The sequence below is a fragment of the Salinivibrio sp. EAGSL genome (genome assembly GCF_013366455.1).
Lineage (GTDB): Bacteria > Pseudomonadota > Gammaproteobacteria > Enterobacterales > Vibrionaceae > Salinivibrio > Salinivibrio costicola.
In genome coordinates this window covers 57,202-79,490 of sequence record NZ_JABWMG010000017.1, presented here as the reverse complement: position 1 = coordinate 79,490, position 22,289 = coordinate 57,202, and the positions used below count along the sequence as shown (strand labels likewise).

Here is a 22,289-nt window from a genome sequence, read left to right as displayed (position 1 = left end):
GCCGTTTTTTGTCGCGATAGCCTGTTTAACCGCCACGGTTATAATGGTTTAAGTTGCCTACTGTCGCCAGTAGCTGGTTAAATTTGCTCAACTGTGCCATACGAGATTCAGCCAAGCGAACGAATTCTCGCTTGTCTTTACCTTGCAGGGATTTCGCTTCTGGCAATGCGACGGTGCGTGGGTTCTTATGCACACCATTGACCAAAAACTCGTAATGTAAGTGCGCCCCCGTAACACGCCCTGTTGATCCAAGCGTGCCGACGATATCGCCTTGTTTGACGCGCTGGCCGGTTTTCACTTTGCGTTTGGTCAAGTGCAAATACTTAGTGATGTATGTCGAGCTATGGCGGATAAAGACATAATTGCCGTTAAAGCGATTATAAGACGCTTTCATCACGATACCGTCACCAGCCGCTTTGATAGGCGTACCAACCGGTGCGACATAATCGGTGCCGCGATGCGGTTTGACCCGACCCGTCACTGGGTGCAGACGGCGTGGATTAAAGTTTGAACTGACATATCTAAAGTTCACCGGCGAGCGCAAGAAGGCTTTTTTCATCGCTTTACCGGTTGGTGTGTAGTATTTGCCACTCTCTGCTCGCACGGCGGTAAAGGTTTCACCACGGTTGGTGAACGTGGCTGCCAGAATATTACCGCTGCCAATATGTTCACCTTCGACAAACTCCTCTTCATACAAGACGGAAAAACTGTCTCCGTTACGAATATCGAGGGCAAAATCGACATCCCAGCCGAAAATCCCCGCCAGTTGCATGATTTGGTTTGGGGTGAGGCCTGCGCCTGACGCGGCTTGCCAAAAGCTCGATTGAATGGTCGCTCGAGCAAAATTTATCTGGGTATCAACGTGTTTGGTTTCAATGCGAGATTGATAGGTGTCATCGATCTTATTGACGATGAGGGTTTCATTGCTACCGCGTGGCTGAATCAGTTGCACCAGCTCGCCGCTGTCATCAACGCCTAAACGTACTTCATCACCAGGATTCAGATACGCCAAACGCTGGGTATGCTCATCGGCATTCACGAGGCGATAGAGATCGGTTGGGCTCAGGCCAGCGCGGTTAAACAGCAACGCCATACTTTCACCCGGTTGCACCTCATAGGTGGACCAATGGATAGTGCGGCTAAACTGTGCGGGCATTTCATCTTGTGGTGGCAGTAACGAGACGGCATCCACAGGGACAGGGTAGTGCTTACCCGGTTCAAAATTGGGTTGGGGGCGCGGGGTGCTTGGGCCATCAGGCACCAACATTAATAAGACCACGAATGCACTTAATGCACCGATAATGAGTTTATGTAACTTGGGTAAGGCTGCGAGTTTATTTAACGGCATGAAGACTATGTTGAATCACTACGAATAAAGTTATGACAGTCAGACACCCAATCGGTTTTATTGGGGATGATGCCCTGAAGTAGATTTGACACGGCTGACACAAAGACCACACACATTTTTTGATGGCAGCCACTGCGCACACCCTGTATACACTCTATCAGTTTAACTGGTTTCAAAAACTGTCGCTATTCGAGTAATATGTCTGTTTATCACATTTTTGCCTATTAGGTAGGAGCAACAGACTATGGCGAGCCTTGAAGCCGCGCTAGCAGAACTAAAACGTGGCGTTGATGAAGTAATCCCGGAAGACGAGCTGGTGGCAAAGCTGAAAGAGGATCGTCCTCTTCGCATTAAGCTCGGTGCGGATCCTACTGCACCGGATATCCACCTCGGTCACACAGTGATCTTAAATAAGCTCCGAGCTTTTCAAGCGCTTGGCCATGAAGTGATTTTTTTGATTGGCGATTATACCGGCATGGTTGGCGACCCGAGTGGTAAAAACACGACGCGCCCGCCATTGACACGTGAGCAGGTACTGGCAAACGCAGAAACCTACAAAGAGCAGGTCTATAAAATTTTAGACCCTGCTAAAACACGTATTGAGTTTAACTCTAAATGGCTGGGCGAATTAGGCACGGATGGCATGATTCGTCTCGCGGCGAGCTCAACCGTGGCGCGTATGCTCGAGCGTGATGACTTTAAAAAGCGTTATACCAGTAACCAAGCGATAGCTATTCATGAGTTTATCTACCCACTCTTGCAAGGCCACGATTCAGTCGCGTTGGAAGCGGACGTTGAGCTGGGCGGGACCGACCAAAAGTTTAACTTGTTAATGGGGCGTGAGCTGCAAAAGCAAGCGGGACAAAAGCCGCAAGTCGTGATGACGATGCCGCTACTAGTCGGGCTTGATGGTGTTAAAAAGATGTCTAAATCGGCCCATAACTACATCGGTGTCAGCGAACGTCCAGATGATATGTTTGGTAAAATCATGTCGATTTCTGACGATCTCATGTGGGATTACTATGAGCTGTTGTCATTCCGCCCTCTCGAGGAAGTGGCTCAGTTTAAGCAAGATATTCAAGCGGGTAAAAACCCTCGTGATATTAAGATCTTGCTGGCGAAAGAAATCATTGCCCGTTTCCATTCAGACGCCGATGCTGACGCGGCCGAGCAAACTTTTATCAATCGTTTCCAAAAAGGGGCGATGCCAGATGAGATGCCAAGCTTTACCTTTGAGCAAGGTATTGCGATTGGTAATTTGCTAAAAGAGGCGGGACTGGTAAATTCCACCTCAGACGCGCTGCGTATGATCCGCCAAGGTGCGGTGAAAATTGACGGCGAAAAAGTGGAAGACACTAAGCTGGTGCCAGCAGCGGGTGAAGCCGTATATCAAGTGGGTAAGCGTAAGTTTGCGCGTGTGACGTTAAGCTAGAGATCCCCTAAAAGGGGACTCTACGTAACGTATAAAGGCATGACTAGCTGATAACGAAAAGCCCTCGCGTGATTCGCGAGGGCTTTTCTCATGATTTACTGACTAGGTGTGCCAAACGCCTTTTAGTGCACGTACCATGTGTTGACCAAGGTAAAACGCCGTTTGTAGGCAGGCTTCGCTAAGTTGAGCATCGTCTGGAGTGTGTGCAGTCACCCCAAGGCTTGTGCCACTTGGGTTAATGTTTTCTACCCCGATATTGGCACGGCCTAGGCTTAGCCACAGCATGTCATGCTGGCTGGCTAAGGTTTGAAAATACTGCAGTGTCTGGGGCTGATCGCCACCTGGATAGGTGCCTACGGTAAAGCCTGCCGCGTACTTTCCTCGCCAATCTTGTGTTTCCCAGCTTGGGCTGGACGCATCGGCAAAGGCTTTAAATTGTGCGCTTGGCCCACCCATGTAGGTGGGAGCACCAAAGATGATCGCGTCGACCTCTTTGAGTTTTTCAAACAGCTTATCATCGATAAAGCGTCCGTTTTCTATCATTTCTGATGTAATGCGATACACCACTGGCTCGGCATCGCCGGCATGAATGCCTTCTGCGATGGTGGTGGCGAGTGCATGCGTGTGTTCATCTTCAGAGTGATAAATGATGGCAATGCTGATCATAGAGGCTCCTTTATTAGGCTGTTCTCCATGACATTAGGGTGTACTGCCTAGATTTCAACCACCATTTGCCATATATCACGACACCTTAACACTAATGGCTATCACTATTTATCGAGCGCAAACGGCGGTAAAGATAAATGCCAGCGAATGGCCGCTAAACGGATCATTAAGGTGGTGAGCATACCGGCGAGCGATGCCGTGACTGTGTCTGGACTCACTTCGATAGCAAGAGTATGGACAATGCCGCCAGCAATACAGGCCGTTGCATACACTTCCGTTCTCAGCACCATAGGCACTTCCCGCGCGAGCACATCACGAATAATGCCACCGCCACAGGCCGTTATGACCCCCATGATCACCGCGACAAGTGGCGATGCACCATAGCTTAGGGCTTTATCCACCCCAATGCCGACAAAGACCGCTAAACCAATCGCATCCGCGCAAGGCAGTACGTACCAAGGTAGACGGCGCGGATGGCGGATCAGCAGCATGGTCGCCACGCAGGTGGCTAATATCACCCAAATATAAAGCGTATCGGTAATCCAAAAGGCTGGTGTGGCGCCCATGGCCATATCTCTGACGGTGCCTCCTCCAATGGCGGTGGCACAGGCCAACACCACCACGCCAAAGGGGTCCATTCTTAAGCGACCGGCGACTAACACCCCTGAAATAGCAAAAACGGCGGTGCCAAATAAATCGAATAAATACAGAATCATGGTTTGTGTCATGCTAGGTCCTATTGCGCGTGACGGACTTTATCGAGGGCGGTACAAATTTGCTCTGCGGCATTCAATGCGCGTGGTGTGGCGCGGGTTAACCAGTCAGGATTCAGTGGCCAGGTAAAACGTTGCGCGTGTTCGGGCACTAATTCAGCCATCGATTGCCAAGATTCTGGCAATGTCGCACCGGTGTAGAACACCGTTTGTGGTAAGCGAGTGATCACCTGTTCCATATTCACTTGCGGATAGGCGGCTGGGCTTTCGGCGAAAATATTTTCCCCGCCGCATAAGCGAAATAACTGACTCGGCCAAGCACGATCACTGGCGGTCATTAAAGGCGTATCGCTGAGTAGATAAAAATAGCGTACAGATGGTGCGTTCTGATAACGCGCTTTGAGCTGTGCGAGCTTTTTATCAAAGGCTTTTGCGTTGCGTGTGGCGATATCAGACGTCTTACTGTAGCGGCCTAACTCGCGAATAAACTGGCCAATGTCGCTAAGCTGGTTGGGGTTAAGGTAACGAATCTCAAATCCCATCTTAGCGAGAGTTTCTAGCGGTTTAGGCGGATTGCCGCCACGCCAAGCTAAAATTAAATCAGGCTTTAGGGCGATAATGCGTTCTAACTTTATCCCGCGGTAATTGGCCACGCGTTCAAGAGACTTTGCTTGCTCTGGATAATCACTATAGGCGCTGGCTGCGACTAGATGAGGACCAAGTCCTGCGGCATAGGCGAGCTCAGTCGCATGGGGAGCAAGACTGATCACTCGAAGTGACGTGGCATAAGCGCTGAAAGCCAGTCCCCAAAGCGAGATGAGAAACACAGGTCTACATACCAAAAGCAGCACGAGGCGGGCGCGAAAACGAGGCATCAATCCGAGTCCTTAAAGAATAAGAAGCAAAGAGCTTAACGCAAGCCAAATTAAAACACTGTGTTTTAATTTTAAACGCAAAAGCAATAGGTGGTAACACGCCGGGGTGACCCCGTAGCCAATTTTGGTTCTGAGGGTTTTCGTACCTTGATAGATAGCCGGGCCACCGAGAGATAATTGAAAGCGGCTTCCCGCACAGGCGAGTAGCCAACCTGGTCCTGGCGTGCGCCAACGACGGCCTTGTTGCCAGCAAGCTTTGATATGCGTCCATGGTGTACGCCCTAGCGCCAACACGAGCGCAAACAGCGACATTGGAATGGTGTCGACTAGGTTGAGTAATCGTGCGGTTGCAAGGCCGAATGGGTAATAGGCTAGTCGGCTGGGTGACCAGACGCGATGGAGATGAACCACACTGGTATATAAAAGGGCACCGACGCCACCGGCAAGCGCATAGTAAAAGATCACACAGGCGCCATGCCGAGCCGTGCCGAGGATCAGCGTTTCGGCGCCGGCTTTACCGATGCCGATCAATGACAAGGACTCAGTGTCTCGGTTTACCTGTGTCGCAAGTAATGCACGCGAGGTACCTTTATCATGCTCATCAATGGCCTGCGCGAGTGCGTGTCCAAATTGGTCAATCGGTCGCCACGCTAATGCGAGCCAAAGCAAAATCCCATCAAAGAGTGGACGTGACCAGACGAGCTCACGAGCGGCAATCAATAAAATAGCCAAGGTGCCGCACATCAAGGCCAAGGCGAGACCACCCGCGAGTTTGCGTTGCTGTTTAGGATCGTTATCTTTATTGACTTGGCTCGCCAGCAATACGGCATACTGCTGCCAATATTGAAAAGGAGAGTGCTGGGTTGAGAGCGGCAGTAACCAGTGGATCAGCACCGCCAGCCACAGCGCCCATAAGCTTCCGTGGTTGGCGGCGAATAGTATCCATTGTTGCGGGTTAAGCAAAGCATCCATGATCGTGGTCGGGTTAGTCGTTAATCATCGTCACCATTTTTTCGACCATGGCGGAGGAGCTTTTTGCTGCCAGAGGCAAGAATTCTTCAAAAGACATGGGTGACTCTTTTTCTGCGACCACGTCAGAAATAGCACGTACTACCACAAAAGGTGTTTTGAACTGGGCACAAACTTGCGCAATGGCAGCCGCTTCCATTTCTGCGGCAACGGCTTGGGGGAAGTGAGTGTGGATATGTTGACGATGTGCGTCAGTGTGGACGAAGGTATCTGCGGTACAAATGAGTCCGCGAACCACATGAGTATCAGCGTCGACCGCTTTCTCAGCTAATTGCATTAAGGCTTCATCCGATTCAAATACTGCCGGCTGCTGTGGCACCTGCCCCATTTGATAGCCAAATGCGGTTGCGTCCGCATCGTGATAACCAACCTGAGAAGACACAACGACGTCTCCGACATTGAGCGAGGGCTCAAAAGCACCCGCAGAGCCGGTATTGATCACCCAATCAGGCTGGTGCTGTGAAAGCAACAAGCTGGTGCCAATTGCCGCCGCTACTTTACCAATCCCCGACTGTAACAAAACAATATCATGGCCGTGTAAGGTGCCGGAGTAGAAGGTGCAACCGCCCTCATGGTGCGTCGTTAGGTTGGTTAGCTTGTCGCGCAGTAGAGTGACTTCTTGCTCCATTGCGCCAATAATGCCGATTTTCATGGTTATAATCCTGTTCGCGCGTTAATGCCGTTAGTGTACATTAGACAATAAAAAAGTGCCTCCTTTGAGGCACTTCTGATGCTGTCGTTGATCTTAACGCGTTTAAACTTCAAGGTAATCCATGATCCCCTCCGCCGCTTTACGGCCTTCATCGATAGCCGTGACCACTAAGTCGGATCCTCGTACTGCATCCCCGCCGGCGAAGATCCGCGGATTCGTGGTTTGGTATAAGATCTCACCTTTGGCAGGCGCCTGAATCCGTCCTCGTTCGTCTAGTGCGACATCGTAAGGTTCCAACCATTCCATTGCATGAGGCTGAAAACCAAAAGCCATGATCACCGCGTCAGCTTCCAGTATGTGTTCACTGCCTTCAATCGGCTCAGGACGACGGCGGCCGGCGGCATCCGGGGCACCCAATTGGGTTTTCACTACGGTGACGCCGCGGACATTGCCGTTATCGTCCACTTCAATGCCAAGCGGTTGCAGGTTGAACATAAAGTTGACGCCCTCTTCACGCGCATTTTTAACTTCTCGACGTGAACCCGGCATGTTTTCTTCGTCACGGCGATAAGCACAGGTGACGCTAGCGGCTTGTTGGCGAATCGAGGTACGCACACAGTCCATAGCCGTATCCCCGCCACCGAGGACCACAACGCGTTTCCCTGCCATATCGATAAAGTCGGGCGCATGATCCAGATCCATCACTTTATAGGTGTTGGAGACTAAAAAGGGCAGGGCATCAAAGACACCGGGCGCATCTTCATTCGCGAGCCCGGCACGCATGTATTGATAGGTTCCCACACCTAAGAATACCGCGTCGTAGTCATCCACTAGGGTTTGCATCTCAATATCTTTGCCGACTTCGGTGTTGAGGCGGAACTCTACACCCATCTCGGTAAAGACGCGCTGACGATGACGCATGACATCCTTTTCTAATTTAAAGGAAGGAATGCCAAAGGTAAGCAAACCACCGATCTCAGGATAACGATCAAAGACGACGGGTTTAACGCCATTGCGTACTAACACATCGGCGCATGCCAGACCAGCAGGCCCTGCGCCAATCACGGCCACTTTTTTATCGGTCCACTCGACATGTGACATATCGGGCTTCCAGCCCATTTCAAAGGCTTTATCGGTAATGTATTTTTCGACATTACCGATAGTCACCGCACCAAAATCGTCGTTGAGAGTGCAGTCACCTTCGCACAGACGATCTTGCGGACAGACTCGGCCGCAGACTTCTGGCAAGCTGTTAGTTTGATGTGACAGTTCTACCGCTTCAATAATCCGCCCTTGGTTGGCAAGCTCTAGCCATTGCGGAATGTAGTTGTGTACTGGGCACTTCCATTCGCAATACGGGTTGCCACAATCGAGGCAACGATCTGCTTGGGCCGATACTTCCTTCTCGGTGAAAGGCTCATAGATCTCAACGAACTCAATCTTGCGCGTTTCAATCGCTTTTTTGCGCGGATCAATGCGCTGGACATCAATAAACTGATAGATGTTCTGGCTCATGGGTCCCTCCTTTTATTGCGCCTGAACGCGCAACTCGGTCGCGCTACGACTTTGATGGCCTAATAAAGTATTCACATCCGCCGCTTTGGGTTTGACCAAATAGAAGCGATGCACCCAATGATCAAACTCATCCAGTAGCTGTTTTGCACGATCCGAGCCAGTTAGCTCAAAATGCTGAGCAATTAAGCCACGTAAATGCTCTTGGTGGATCGTGAGAGCTTCCAGTGAGAGTGCCTCGACCAATTCAGCATTGATATGGGCATGGAAGTCGCCCTCTTCATCCAGCACATAAGCAAAGCCGCCAGTCATTCCAGCGCCAAAGTTGACACCGGTGCGCCCTAGAATTGCCACAATACCGCCTGTCATGTATTCACATGCGTTATCGCCTGCGCCTTCCACAATGGCATGGACGCCTGAGTTGCGTACCGCAAAGCGCTCTCCTGCTTTACCCGCAGCAAAGAGCTTGCCGCCCGTTGCACCATATAGGCAGGTGTTACCCATAATGGTGGATTCATGGCTGGCAAACGCCGATCCAACCGGTGGACGGATGACAATCTGTCCGCCACTCATGCCTTTACCGACATAATCGTTGGCATCACCGATGAGGGTAATGTTGACTCCAGCGGCATTCCATACCCCCAGAGACTGGCCTGCGGTGCCTTGCAGCTGAATATCGAGCGGATTGGCTGCCATTCCGGCATTGCCATAGCGTTTGGCGATGACGCCTGACAAGCTAGCACCGACTGAGCGGTCGGTATTACGGACCGAGCGGTAAATACTCGCGCTATGATTCGCCTCAATCGCATCACTCAGTTCACTCAGCAGAGTCTGGTTCAGCGCCGCTTTATCGAATGGCGTATTCGGCTCACTGCAATATAAGGTTTTTCCCGGCCAAGGCGTTGGCGCCTCAAGGATATGGATTAAATCCAGTTTCAACTGTTTGGCGGTAAAGCCTTCAACTGCCTCTAATAAGTCGGTACGGCCAATCAGATCGGTGAGTTTCTCGACCCCGAGCTCAGCGAGCAGTTCGCGCACCTCTTCACCCAGGCCTTTGAAGAAATTCATCACCTGTTCGGGGAGGCCTTTAAAGTGATCGCGACGCAAGGTTTCATCCTGGGTTGCCACACCGGTCGCGCAATTGTTGAGATGGCAAATTCGCAGATATTTACAACCGAGTGCCACCATGGGGGCGGTACCAAAGCCGAAACTTTCTGCGCCTAAAATCGCCGCTTTAATAATGTCGAGACCGGTTTTCAAGCCGCCATCAACTTGCAGGCGAATTTTGTGGCGTAAGCCATTTTCCACCAAAGCTTGCTGGGTTTCGGCTAGGCCGAGCTCCCAAGGGCTACCTGCATACTTCACCGATGTCAGCGGGCTGGCACCGGTACCGCCATCGTAACCCGAAATGGTAATCAGATCGGCATAGGCTTTCGCGACGCCAGTGGCAATGGTGCCAACACCTGGTTCCGAGACCAGCTTAACCGAGACCAGTGCCTGCGGATTCACTTGTTTTAAGTCGAAGATCAGCTGCGCTAAATCTTCAATTGAGTAAATATCATGATGAGGCGGCGGCGAAATCAGGGTGACTCCAGGCACGGAAAAGCGCAGTTTCGCGATCTCTGCGGTCACTTTATGCCCTGGTAGCTGCCCGCCTTCACCCGGTTTCGCACCTTGCGCGACCTTGATTTGCAGCACGTCGGCATTAGTTAAGTAGTGCGGGGTGACGCCAAAGCGGCCCGAGGCAATTTGTTTGATCCGAGAATTACGCTCGCTATTGAAGCGACGTGGATCTTCACCGCCTTCTCCAGAGTTGGAGTGACCGCCTAGACGGTTCATGGCAATGGCGAGAGCTTCATGGGCTTCTGGACTTAAAGCGCCAATTGACATAGCGGCTGAATCAAAGCGTTTAAACAGCTCGGTCGCGGGTTCTACGCGCTCGAGTGCAAGCGGCGTTTGTGCTTTTTTCAAGCGCATTAAGTCACGCAAGGTCGCGACCGGACGTTCATTGACCGTGTTGGCGTAGGTTTTGTAATCCATGGTTTCACCCGAGCGGACCGCGCTTTGCAAGTTGGTCACTACATCGGGGTTATAAGCATGGTACTCACCGTCATGCACATATTTGAGCAAGCCACCGTGCTCAAGCGGTTTGCGTTTAATCCACGCGCGACGGGCAAGGTTGATGAGGTCTTGTTGGAAATCGTCAAAATTTGCCCCTTGAATCCGACTCGCGACGCCTTTAAAGCAAAGTTCAATGACATCGTCATGCAGACCTACGGCTTCAAACAGTTGCGAGCAGCGGTAAGACGCAATGGTCGAGATCCCCATTTTCGACATGATTTTGTAAAGGCCTTTATTGATGCCATTACGGAAGTTAACCATGACGTCACGATAAGGTTGGTTGACCGCACCAATATCGACCAAATTAGCCAAAGTTTCGTAGGCTAAATAGGGATAAACCGCGGTGGCGCCAAAACCGAGTAACACCGCAAACTGATGGGCATCACGAGCGCTACCGGTTTCGATGATGATGTTGGCATCACAGCGCAGGTTCTTGCTGACCAAACGTTTTTGCACTGCACCGACGGCCATGGCGGCTGGGATTGGGAGCGTGTCTTTATGAATAGTGCGATCGGACAGCACGACCAAGACGGTGCCATCACGGACACAGCGCTCAGCTTGATCACAAAGGTCAAGGATCGCTTGGTGAAGATCTTTCTCGTTCGGGTTGTAGTTAATATCGAGAACCGTATTGCGGTAATAGGTGTCGTCCAGCTCGAGTAACTGGATCAGATCTGAAAACAGCAGTACGGGCGATTTAAAGGCAACCCGTTCGGCATGGCCATCAGTCTCGCAAAAGACGTTCATCTCGCGACCGATACAGGTCGCCAATGACATCACGTGATTTTCCCGTAACGGATCGATAGGTGGATTGGTGACCTGAGCAAATTTTTGCCGGAAATAGTCACTGACACAGCGCGGACGCGAAGAAAGCACCGCCATTGGTGTGTCATCGCCCATGGAGCCGGTCGCTTCTTGGCCGATATCACCCAAGACCTTGACTACCTGATCAATCTCTTCGTTCGACATACCAAACAGCTTTTGATACGTCTTGAGCTGACCATCTTGCAAGTTGCGGCTGCCTTCACTGGTTTGTGGATCCAGATCTTCAAAAGGCGTCAGGCGACGGACGTGTTGATCGAGCCATTCGCGATAGGGGTGGCGGCTTTTGAGCTCATTATCGATTTCACCCGAGTGCCAAATTTTCCCTTCTCGTGTATCAATGACCAGCAACTCGCCTGGCCCGACACGCCCTTTTTCCTCAACTTCATCCGGTGCGTAATCCCAGATGCCGACTTCAGATGCCAAGGTAATAAATTTATCTTTGGTGATTACATAACGCGCTGGACGCAGACCGTTTCGGTCAAGATTACAGGCCGCGTAGCGACCGTCTGACATCACGATGCCGGCTGGGCCATCCCAAGGCTCCATATGCATCGAATTAAAATCATAGAATGCGCGGAGCTCATCATCCATATCTGGATGATTTTGCCAAGCAGGCGGCACAAGCAGGCGCATGGCTCGGAACAAGTCCATACCACCGGCAAGAAAGACTTCCATCATGTTATCGAGGCTAGATGAGTCTGAACCGGATTCATTCACAAATGGCGCCGCTTGGTATAAATCTGGCAATAATGGCGAGTTAAACTTATACGCACGGGTCCGCGCCCACTGGCGGTTGCCTTCAATGGTGTTGATTTCACCATTGTGTGCGAGGTAGCGGAAAGGTTGGGCAAGCGGCCAGCGCGGCTGTGTATTGGTACTAAAACGCTGGTGGAACAAACAAATCGACGACTCAAGGCGAAGATCGGCCAAATCAGTGTAAAAGCGCGGCAGATCTGCCGGCATACACAGTCCTTTATAGACAATGGTTTGGGTCGACAAGCTGGTCACATAAAAATCTGCATCATCGGTGAGGGCCTTTTCGGCGCGACGACGTGCAATGTAAAGGCGACGTTCGAGATCGCGAGCTCGCCAGCCGGCTGGTCCATTGATAAAGACTTGCTCAATCACCGGTTGAGACTGTTTGGCGATGTCTCCAAGTACGTCAGGATTGGTCGGTACCGTTCGCCACCCCACCACTGAAAGGGTTTCAGCGTTGATTTCTTGCTCGAAGCGTTGTTTGGCTTGTTGGGCTTTAGCTGGATCGGCGCTTAGAAAAATCATGCCGACCGCGTAAAGGCGGCTAAGCTTCCATTGATTTTGCTCAGCGATAAGGCGGAAAAAGCGGTCTGGCTTTTGCAGCAGCAATCCACAACCATCGCCTGTCTTACCGTCTGAGTTGATACCACCTCGGTGGGTCATGCGGTCAAGTGCAGCGATAGCGGTACGAACCAGTTTGTGGCTTGGCTCTCCCTCTTGGTGGGCAATAAGGCCAAAACCACAGTTATCTTTTTCCAGCATTGGGTTGTACAGCGACATTGCAATTCTCCCTTGCTACTGCGTGATGCGCAGTGATTGCATTTATTGTCGTGATCCTCCTGACCACTCTGAGCGGGCTTAGCCTTGTGACTATGCTCCCGTTATGTTGTGATTTTTTAACGAGATTTGTCGGTTATTGGTTATTTAACTGGCTGTTTTTAAAAACAATAACCGAATCAAATAAGGGGAAAACACGACTCAGCGACCTTCCAAATTAACGGGAAACCCCGCAAAGGTCAAATTTTTGTATGCAATCTTTATGCATATACAAATGTAAAAAACGACGATTTAAGGTTATGATTTAGCGTGCTTTTAATGCGGATAATCAGGGAATAATAGCTATTCGCAATTATGCTTTTTAGTTAAATAATTATTAAATAAAGGCAGAATTTGAGTAGATATTCTAATTTTAACAACAAACAGAGAAGGGTGCGTTTTATGCGTCCACTTTCATAGCGAAAATCACTACAGATTGATGTAATAAAATAACAGATGATATTTATAAAGCTGTGAACAGGGTAATCACTCCCCTAATGTAATGTGTGGCAGAATACGATGCGAGTGAAAACTGGATAGAACACATTAGGGACAAGGTCACAGGAGCGGCATGGCGTTTTTTATTTTTTTGCTTGTTTTATTGGCCGGTGGCGTGCTGGGTTACGGATGGCGAGCGCGTCAAGAGACAGTGGCGCTATCTGACTGGCAGGTTTACATGGCCAGCTTGGAAACGCCGCATGCCATTGTGACTGCCGAACAGGGCGACATTTTATATGCCAATGCTGCATGCGTAGACACCTTTTCACTGGTCGATAGCCAACAGCAATTTAAAACCGCTACCCCGCGACAGCAGCAAGCCGTTCAGGCATTCATCCTAGCACAGCCCTGGCCGCAACCTTTTTCTCATGTTGATGCGAAAGTCCGAGCGCCGGGGGCGAATCGGGTGCGTGTCAACGTGCAGTTATCGGGGTTACCGATTCGTTGTCGAGGAAAGCGAGCATGGGTTGTCTCCTTATCATCGACGGATCAGCGCACCCATTGGCAGCTTCATGAGCAAGAGCAAGGCGTACTCTTGAGCGTGATTAACTCGCTGGAGGAGTTGGTGTGCTTTCAAGATGTGGAAGGGAATGTGGTCGGTACCAATGCGGCATTTGATCGTTTTTGGCAAGGCCGTGAGCAAGAGGCCATTGTTTGGCAAGCGGATCAGCCGCTGACGCAGCCTCAAACTGAACGGACATGGGCGACACAACACAATGATGAAAGCTGTTTATTAGAGACTAATATCACCGCACTTAAAAATGATAAACAGGCAATCATTGGTACCTTGTGTATCAGCCACGATGTGACCAACTGGCACCAGATGCAAGAGCGATTACAAAAAGAAGCGCAACAGCGCCAATCCGTTGAGCAGGTCTTAGAGCAACGCAGTCATTTACTCAGTGCGATTTTTAAGTCGAGTATCGATCCGATTGGGATCTATGACCAAGACTACTATCACTTGGCTTGCAACCAAGCTTATGCTGATGCATTAGGCACTACGATTGAGGCGTTGGAAAACGCCCCTGCGCAGAAAGTGGTTGATCCTGATATCTTCGATCAACACCGACAGCGTGATCAACAAGTATTGGATACGGGTGAAACCATGACTTATGAGGATGTCATTCTTGGTCAGTCAGGCGAGCAAACCTGGTATGAGGTGGCAAAATCACGCATTCAAGATCCGGTGACGGGCGACCCTGCCATTTTGCTGATGGCACGGGATATTACCGAAAGAAAAGAAACGCAACAGCAGCTTGCCGACGCCATTATGGCTTTGCAAGCACTCAGTTTTGTCGACAGCCTCACCCAAGTCGCGAATCGACGTAGTTTAGATGAACAGCTGAGCAAACTGTGGCGTTCACAAGCGCGTGAAGGCACGCCACTTGCCTTTATCCTCTGTGATATCGATCATTTTAAACTGTACAATGATCACTATGGTCATCAACAAGGTGACTGGGCGTTACAAAAAGTGGCAAACGCGTTGACCTCAGCCGTTCACCGGCCGCTTGATGTGGTGGCGCGTTATGGCGGCGAAGAGTTTGCCATTATATTGCCGCAAACCGAACTGAACGGCGCTATCCAGGTTGCCGAGACTGCACGCGAGCGGGTGCTATCGGCAGACATTGCCCATCATCAGGCAGTGATTACCGGTAAAATTACTATCAGCCTTGGCGTTGCTTGTGTGACACCCTCCGCGGATGGTGATTACGGTGATTTAATCCAGCAAGCGGATCGCGCTTTATATCAAGCTAAACGCAACGGTCGAAATCAAGTGAGTGTAGTGAAAGGCATGCCGACACCACACGGATCAAGCCCTCGACGCGCCTCGGTCGCCGAGTCGACTTACCTAGAATCTAGCGGTTAATCATCCTTTATGAAACAACTTAAAGTCCTCGCACAATATTATGTCGATTTACTGGTTAAACTCGGGATTGTGCGCTTTAGCATGCTGCTCGCCTTAGCCTTAGTAGCGCTGGCGGTTGTGGTGCAAGTGGGCATCACGCTGGTGCTTGAAGGTACGGTCCAGAATATCGACATTATTCGTTCTGTATTTTTTGGTCTGATCATCACTCCCTGGGCGGTCTATTTTTTATCAGTGGTGGTGGATCAACTGGAAGAGTCTCGTCAACGTTTATCCAAGCTCGTCTCAAAACTTGAAGAAATGCGCGCGCGCGATATGCGTTTAAACCGTCAATTAACCGAGAACATTGAGCAGCTCAACTTAGAGATAGAAGAAAGAGAAAAAGCTGAGGAAGCGCGGCAACAGGCGATTAAAGATCTGGAAAATGAAGTTTATCAGCGTGAAAAAGCCCAGTTAGAATTGGCTGAGCAAACCGCGTTACTGCGATCATTTATCGATGCCTCGCCCGATTTAATTTATTACCGCAATGCCCAGGGCCAGTTTTCCGGTTGCAATCGCGCAATGGAAGAGCTCACCGGTTACGATGAGAAAACCCTAAAGGGCATGACGCCTTGGGATGTTTATCGTGAAGATATTGCTGAAAAAGTGGTTGAAACGGACCAGCAAGTTTTTGATGCCAATGTCTCGATTACCTATGAACAATGGCTGGAATATCAAGATGGTCGAAAAGCCTATTTTGAGTTGCGCAAAGTCCCTTTCTTTTCACGAGACGGGCGACATCTAGGATTACTCGGCTTTGGACGCGAAATCACCGAGCGTAAGCGTTACCAAGACGCGCTAGAAAAAGCGAGTCGAGAAAAGACAGCGTTTATTTCGACCATTAGTCATGAACTTCGTACCCCGTTGAATGGCATTGTGGGGCTCAGTCAAATACTGCTCGACTCTCAATTAGACGATAAACAGCGTAATTACTTACGCACCATTTACGTTAGTGCCATCACGCTAGGTAACATTTTTAATGACATTATCGATTTAGATAAATCCGATCGAAAACGTTTGTCATTGCATCCTACCAGCATCGATCTGCGCGAGTTTGTGACCGAGATTGATAATATATCGACATTGATGGCGGAGCAAAAAGGCCTACGTTTTGAACTCGAGCGGGTCACGGACTTGCCCGAGTACGTTGCAGTGGATGCGACCCGTTTACGGCAAATTCTTTGGAACCTGGTGGGGAATGCGGTCAAGTTTACCAAGCAAGGTTGTGTGATTATCACGGTCAGTGCTGAGGTTGATCACGATACTGCTCATCTGTGTTTTGATGTTGAAGACAGTGGTATTGGGATCCCTGCGGATGAGCAAGATAAGATCTTTGCAATGTACTATCAGGTAAAACAAGCAGGTGAAAACCTACATGCCGTGGGCACTGGGATTGGCTTAGCCGTTTCGCGTAAACTGGCGCGTTTGATGGGTGGCGATATCAGCCTCGACAGTGAAGAAGGTCAAGGCAGTACGTTTACACTTACGGTGAGTGTGCCACTGAGTGAACCCAATGAAGAACAGATGCCTTCCCCTGCGCTGATAAACAATGCGTTACGTATTTTGCTTGTCGAAGACATTGAGCTGAATATCACCGTCGCCACCAGCTTGCTTGAAAGCCTGGGTCATGACGTCACCGTTGCTCGCGACGGGCAAGCCGCGCTTGATGCTTTTGTGCCTGGCGCGTTTGATCTCGTCTTACTCGACATTCAGTTACCGGATATGACCGGGTTTGATGTCGCCGCGACATGGCGACAGCATCACGCACATTTACCGCCCTTGGTTGCTCTGACGGCCAATGTGATCAACGATAAAAACAGCTACTTAACGCAAGGTATGGACGATGCTATCAGTAAACCCATTAGTGTCTCAGCCCTCAATCACGTGATTTCGCATCATGCTTTGGCCGGTGAGGCGGTATCCGCGCAGACTGCTGAATCTGAACCTCAGACGCAAGCGGCGCGGCCAGTGGCGAATGAGCAAGCTGAGCGCTTATTGGATATGGACATGCTCACCGGATACGTCGAGCTGGTGGGAATTAAGCCTGTACGCCAAAGTATCGAAATGTTTGAAGCAACCATGCCAGACTATATCGCGATCTTAGACTCGAACATGACCGCACGCGATCAAGACGGCATTGTTTCAGAAGCCCATAAAATTAAAGGCGCCGCGGGGTCGGTGGGGTTAAAACATATCCAAAAAGTCGCGCAAAAAGCTCAGTCGCCTGATTTACCGGCATGGTGGGAAAACATTGCTGATTGGATCGATGAAATAAAAGCGGGTTACCCGCACGATTTAGCGGTATTAAAAGCCTGGTTAGATGAGCAAAGCGACACTCACCGTTAACCTGATAAGATCAAAAAAAGGCGCCTTAGATTGGGCGCCTTTTGCCTGTACAAACGGTAGTTTTCACCGACTATCGGCTTGGCGTTGACACTTACTGCTCTTCAATCTCGCCGCAGAAGCGATAGCCTTCACCGTGAATGGTGGCAATAATCTCGGGCGTGTCGCTGTGCGATTCAAAGTGCTTGCGAATCCGGCGAATGGTGACATCAACCGTACGATCATGCGGTTTCAAATCGCGGCCGGTCATTTTCTTCAGCAGTTCAGCACGGGTCTGGATCTTGCCAGGGTTTTCACAAAAGTGAAGCAATGCACGGAACTCAGAACGAGGCAGTTTGAAGGTTTCTCCCTCAGGATTGATCAGTGAACGGCTGTTAATATCTAACGTCCAACCATTGAAGGTATAAACGTCAACATTACGTTTCTCTTCACTCCCGTTCACACTGCTTAACGCACGCGTGAGCAGGTTGCGGGCACGGATAGTCAGTTCACGGGGATTAAACGGTTTGGTGATATAATCATCTGCACCGATCTCCAACCCAAGGATTTTATCAACTTCGTTATCTCGCCCGGTCAGGAACATCAGTGCCATATCCCCTTGTTCACGTAGTTCACGCGCCAGGAGTAGGCCATTTTTACCAGGCAGGTTGATATCCATGATCACAAGGTGAACGTGGTGGTTTGACAGGATTTGATGCATTTCGTCGCCATCGCTGGCTTCAAACACATTGTAACCTTCGGCTTCAAAGATACTTTTCAGCGTGTTACGTGTGACCTGTTCGTCTTCTACAATCAGAATTTGCGGGGTTTGCATTGGCGATACCTAATATCTAAATAGAATCCGGTTATATTCCACAGTCTAGACCGACTAGCCTGTGAAAAAAATTTACAAAATGCGAGGAATGTCTACCGCGAACCTCGCAACTAACATATGGCACGCCATCCATAGAGAAGTGTTCGTCGATGCTAGACAACGCACCGTGTGTTCCAGCTTGAGACGGGGCATGGCGGACTTGATTCAACGCCAAGCCGATCACTGTGCTATCCATTAATTATCGCCAATTGTATTCATTTAACAGCACGCTAACAATATATTAGGATGAAGGTTGATGATTTTTTTCATCCTTTATTGACCCCAATCAAAAGCATGTTACGTGTCAGTTAGTACCAACTATCCGTTTAACTTCATGAATAATCGCGCATAATTAGTAATTAAGCATAGTATTAGTAGCCAATGGATGTAAATAATGTGTGATCAAAATACGCAGCAAGATTTGTGGAAAACTTACCAATCGATCGCTTTTCATGCCCCTCAAGCGCCCGATGCGGCTGCATTTGCTATTCTTACCGCATTTAATCCACGCAGCCAACCTTTATCTGACAATGAGAATTACTTACGTAATGAGCGGCTTGCCAAGGCGATGACGCAGGCCGGTCTCCGTTATTGGCCGATGAATGGTGGCGCACCGGATGGAAGTTGGTTTGAACCTGGTTTTGCGGTCGCGATTGCGTCATCGGATGCCGTGGCCTTGGCGAAAACTTGGGAGCAAAACGCGATTTACTGGGTTGAAAACGATACATTATGGTTGTTGCCTGCCTTAATGACAGACTTTACGCCACAATCACTTAACGTGCGTTTTTCTTCCTTGTTGGTGGCGGCAAAGACGTAAACGAGTCACCCTATTAATAATGAGGAGAAAGATATCATGGACGATAAACTGCCTGACTTATGTGACCAACACCCTGACGCGGTGCAATGGGTTCCGATGCAATGGTTTGACTATGGGAGAAAACGTGGCTTTGAAGGTCGAGTGCGAACGGTGCGTTGCTATCGCGATAACTCGAAAGTGAAGGCGTTATTGACGTCGCCCGGTGATGGGCAGGTGTTGGTCGTTGACGGTTCAGGTGCCATGGATAGAGCTTTGTTAGGCGACTTAATTGGACAAAGTGCGGTCGATAACCATTGGGCGGGGATTGTGATTGCCGGGCCCGTGCGTGATGCGGCCACCTTATCCACCTTACCGCTGGGCATAAAAGCACTGGGAGTGTGTCCAATTAAAACGCACAAATACGGTCAAGGTGAGGTTGATGTGGCGATTACGCTTGCGGGGATCACCCTGACAGCGGGGGATTATCTGTATGCAGACCAAAATGGTGTGATCGTGTGCACCAATCCGCTAAACACGTGAATCAAAAACTTAGCCCTACCCCGAGTTGATAGATAGATTCGGGGGCGGCGTCGGCATCAAACTCAACATCTAGTCCGGCATTGACGCCAAAAGCGTCGCTAAATTGGTAGCGACTGCTGACGCCCCATTGATCAATTACGGCGTTATCATTGTCATGGCTAATCTGGCTCGACACACGTAGCTTGTCGGTAAAATGATAATCAATGCCGCTGAGTAAACCATGCGCGCTGGTCGATTGCGCAGTCTCGCTTTTTAACTGTGTTCCTATGTAGACAGAGACATTCTGTAGTGGATAGCGATAGCCTGATTGGACCGTCCAGCTGTCAAAGCCTTGGCTCGCCGAGGGAATAGACTGAATAAAAAAATGCTCTGACGCCAATTCAGGTGCGGTGTTCCACGTGAGTTTTTCAGCCCACGCGGGTGTCGCCACGACGTGTAGGGCGAGGGCCAACCATCCTAGTTGTTTTACGCTCACATCCTTTGCCTCTTAGCTTTTGATTAACGCTGAGCTCGGTGGGTTCTTGTTTGTTCGCTATCGTGAGTGTAGACAAAAAAACGTTTTGTAGCCCATGATCTGTGACGATCAAGCTGGTTTTATTGCCATCTGTGTATGACTCAGGCGGTTTTCATCGTTGTATGGGCGTACATCGTGAAAATGCCCCGCTTTCACTTGACGTTGCAGTTGTTGCCAATAGGCCGCCTCAAATAGCTCAGGATGAAGACGATCAAACTCTTTTGCCACCGTTCGGTTAACCAGTAAAAAGGTACGAAATTCCTCGGGGAATACATCGTTCTCTCCCACGCTGTACCATGGCTCAGCCGCTAATTCGTCTTCAGGGTAACGCGGCGGAGGAATACGGCGGAAGTTAACCTCGGTTAAATACGCGATTTCATCGTAATCATAAAAAATCACCCGGTTGTGGCGACTGACACCAAAGTTTTTAAACAGCATATCGCCGGCAAAGATATTAGCGGCGGCCAGTTCTTTTAATGCATCGCCATATTCTTGTACCGCCTGGGAAATCGCCTCGGGTGCCGCTTGCTCTAAATAGATATTAAGTGGGATCATTCGCCGCTCCATGTATAGGTGGCGAATCCGTACTTCGCTGTCGGTCACCGTGATGCAAGACGGCGCCACCGCGAGCAGTTCGTCGATTAATGCGTCACTAAACCGATCGCGAGGGAAAATAAAATGACGGTATTCTTGGGTGTCGGCCATACGACCAACACGGTCATGCTCTTTGACCAGCCGGTATTTCTCCCGCACTTGGGCATGGGTCATTTGTTTTTGCGGTGCGAACTTATCTTTGATGATTTTAAACACAAACCCGTATGAGGGGAGGGTGAATACAGACATCACCATGCCTTTTACGCCGGGGGCGATATCAAATAAATCGTCTGAGTTTTCCAGGTGATGAAGAAACTCACGGTATAACTCTGTCTTACCATGCTTTTGACATCCGATGGCGGTGTAGAGCTCTGCGGGCGTTTTATTGGGCATGAGCTGATTGAGAAAGTCGACTAAAGCGGCAGGTACCGGAGCGTAAACCATAAAGTAGGAGCGAGCGAAGCCGAATACGATACTGACGTCATCACTGTCGGTAATGCAGGCATCAATATAGAGCTCACCGTGATCAGAAATCGCGAGCGGTAATACCAGCGGTCGGCGTTGATTGGCCATATCGAGCCTGCCAATCAGATACGCGCCTTTATTACGGAAAAATGGCTGACGGACCATTTCAAGGGTGAAGCTCATTGTGAGCTGGGGGCCAAAGCGCGCCTGCAGGATTTGGGTTATTCGCTTAAGATCACCGGTTTTATCTCGCCAAGGTAGGGTAAACGGTGTGCTATCTAGCATTCGTTCTAGCGTGGCATAGATGCCTGCTTGAGATTGAAACCGCCGAAGTAGTGGCGTGGGGTACTTAGGAATCCGTCCCCCTTGAGCGCTTTGCACAAACAATTTGTCACGACGAATATTCCGATGCTCAAAGATCCGGCAGTAGACAGAGTTAAAAAAACTCTCAGCGATATCGTAGCGCGGGTAATCATCGAGCAACCGGATATAGGCCGCTTTTACCTCCATCAAAAACGAGCGAGTGGCGTGTTCTTTCCCAAGCATCGCGCGGAGCTGTTGGCTGACTAAGCCAACATGGTGGTCATAAAATTGAATACGCGTTTTAAGTGCAAGCTGCACACTTTGCCAATCTTGTTGTTCAAAGCGTTCTTGTGCGCCCGATGTCACATCAAGAAAGCGACCGTACATGGCATCCGAGCCTTGTAAGATGGTGTTTGCAACCAGCTGCGCCATGGCGTCCTGTGTCATTTTCGCTCCTTTCCGTGAACGTTTTTCCCTCGGTTCAAGCTCGCAGAGTTTTGCTGAAAAAGCAATCGGCATCACTTTTTTGTTGACCTTGGCAGCATGATTCGATACACCTAAGGGGAACTCAACAAAATAAATGATAAACGCAACACACATGCAACTAACGATCAGCACCTTGACCACCACAACCACCATTATTACTGGCACACTTTGTGTTGGTGCGGGCTGATACGCACAGAATTTCCAAAAAAAGCCCGTACCTTCCCAGGTACGGGCTTTTTTTTATCTTAA

General features: G+C 49.8%; 16 protein-coding genes and 1 other annotated feature. Of the genes, 5 read left to right on the top strand and 11 right to left on the bottom strand.

What is annotated here, in order from left to right:
* Positions 1-25: 25 nt before the first annotated feature.
* On the bottom strand, positions 26-1,348 hold the full coding sequence (locus HLG76_RS11500; protein WP_021022144.1) for a peptidoglycan DD-metalloendopeptidase family protein: 1,323 nt from the start codon (positions 1,346-1,348) through the stop codon (positions 26-28).
* A 244-nt stretch (positions 1,349-1,592) separates the two neighbouring features.
* On the opposite strand from HLG76_RS11500, the gene tyrS reads away from it, so the two are divergent.
* Positions 1,593-2,780 carry a tyrosine--tRNA ligase gene (tyrS, locus tag HLG76_RS11495; RefSeq protein WP_175993683.1) on the top strand — a complete coding sequence of 396 codons (1,188 nt, stop codon included), beginning with the start codon at positions 1,593-1,595 and terminating at the stop codon, positions 2,778-2,780.
* A 102-nt stretch (positions 2,781-2,882) separates the two neighbouring features.
* On the opposite strand, the gene HLG76_RS11490 is transcribed toward tyrS, so the two are convergent.
* The 7 genes from HLG76_RS11490 to gltB all read right to left on the bottom strand — a co-directional run bounded on the left by HLG76_RS11490 (position 2,883) and on the right by gltB (position 12,709).
* A complete protein-coding gene (locus HLG76_RS11490; protein ID WP_021022142.1) occupies positions 2,883-3,446 on the bottom strand; it encodes a flavodoxin family protein in 564 nt (187 codons plus the stop codon).
* 104 nt (positions 3,447-3,550) lie between these two features.
* The gene (locus HLG76_RS11485) at positions 3,551-4,162 is read right to left on the bottom strand and encodes a TRIC cation channel family protein (protein WP_175993688.1); all 612 of its coding nucleotides are present in this window, start codon (positions 4,160-4,162) and stop codon (positions 3,551-3,553) included.
* Positions 4,163-4,182: 20 nt separating this feature from the next.
* Positions 4,183-4,986 carry a vitamin B12 ABC transporter substrate-binding protein BtuF gene (btuF, locus tag HLG76_RS11480; RefSeq protein ID WP_368656357.1) on the bottom strand — a complete coding sequence of 268 codons (804 nt, stop codon included), beginning with the start codon at positions 4,984-4,986 and terminating at the stop codon, positions 4,183-4,185.
* A gap of 60 nt (positions 4,987-5,046) precedes the next feature.
* Positions 5,047-6,006, bottom strand: a complete 960-nt coding sequence (locus tag HLG76_RS11475) for a cobalamin biosynthesis family protein (RefSeq protein ID WP_021022139.1) — start codon at positions 6,004-6,006, stop codon at positions 5,047-5,049.
* 13 nt (positions 6,007-6,019) lie between these two features.
* Positions 6,020-6,715 carry a 5'-methylthioadenosine/S-adenosylhomocysteine nucleosidase gene (gene mtnN, locus HLG76_RS11470; protein WP_077678580.1) on the bottom strand — a complete coding sequence of 232 codons (696 nt, stop codon included), beginning with the start codon at positions 6,713-6,715 and terminating at the stop codon, positions 6,020-6,022.
* A 102-nt stretch (positions 6,716-6,817) separates the two neighbouring features.
* Positions 6,818-8,230: an FAD-dependent oxidoreductase gene (locus HLG76_RS11465; RefSeq protein ID WP_077459816.1), complete on the bottom strand. Its 1,413-nt coding sequence runs from the start codon at positions 8,228-8,230 to the stop codon at positions 6,818-6,820.
* A 12-nt stretch (positions 8,231-8,242) separates the two neighbouring features.
* Positions 8,243-12,709, bottom strand: coding sequence for a glutamate synthase large subunit (gene gltB, locus HLG76_RS11460; RefSeq protein WP_175993681.1), 4,467 nt, complete (start codon positions 12,707-12,709; stop codon positions 8,243-8,245).
* A 607-nt stretch (positions 12,710-13,316) separates the two neighbouring features.
* Here gltB and HLG76_RS11455 point away from each other — a divergent pair.
* Entirely contained in the window at positions 13,317-15,110 is a 1,794-nt protein-coding gene (locus tag HLG76_RS11455) for a diguanylate cyclase (RefSeq protein ID WP_175993680.1), read from the top strand.
* A gap of 9 nt (positions 15,111-15,119) precedes the next feature.
* Positions 15,120-17,492: an aerobic respiration two-component sensor histidine kinase ArcB gene (arcB, locus tag HLG76_RS11450; RefSeq protein WP_077576417.1), complete on the top strand. Its 2,373-nt coding sequence runs from the start codon at positions 15,120-15,122 to the stop codon at positions 17,490-17,492.
* Between the two features lie 91 nt (positions 17,493-17,583).
* On the opposite strand, the gene arcA is transcribed toward arcB, so the two are convergent.
* Positions 17,584-18,303, bottom strand: a complete 720-nt coding sequence (gene arcA, locus HLG76_RS11445; RefSeq protein ID WP_021022133.1) for a two-component system response regulator ArcA — start codon at positions 18,301-18,303, stop codon at positions 17,584-17,586.
* A gap of 433 nt (positions 18,304-18,736) precedes the next feature.
* Here arcA and HLG76_RS11440 point away from each other — a divergent pair, with 433 nt between their 5' ends.
* Positions 18,737-19,159 carry a DUF3293 domain-containing protein gene (locus HLG76_RS11440; RefSeq protein ID WP_077459812.1) on the top strand — a complete coding sequence of 141 codons (423 nt, stop codon included), beginning with the start codon at positions 18,737-18,739 and terminating at the stop codon, positions 19,157-19,159.
* A gap of 36 nt (positions 19,160-19,195) precedes the next feature.
* Positions 19,196-19,678 (top strand): putative 4-hydroxy-4-methyl-2-oxoglutarate aldolase, encoded by a 483-nt coding sequence (locus HLG76_RS11435; protein ID WP_175993679.1) that lies wholly within the window; start codon positions 19,196-19,198, stop codon positions 19,676-19,678.
* Between the two features lies 1 nt (position 19,679).
* Here HLG76_RS11435 and HLG76_RS11430 read toward each other — a convergent pair whose 3' ends face one another.
* On the bottom strand, positions 19,680-20,153 hold the full coding sequence (locus tag HLG76_RS11430; protein WP_077660082.1) for a hypothetical protein: 474 nt from the start codon (positions 20,151-20,153) through the stop codon (positions 19,680-19,682).
* A gap of 108 nt (positions 20,154-20,261) precedes the next feature.
* Entirely contained in the window at positions 20,262-22,001 is a 1,740-nt protein-coding gene (gene aceK / locus HLG76_RS11425; protein ID WP_175993677.1) for a bifunctional isocitrate dehydrogenase kinase/phosphatase, read from the bottom strand.
* 164 nt (positions 22,002-22,165) lie between these two features.
* Positions 22,166-22,283, top strand: a sequence feature (Thr leader region).
* The last annotated feature ends 6 nt before the right edge of the window (positions 22,284-22,289 follow it).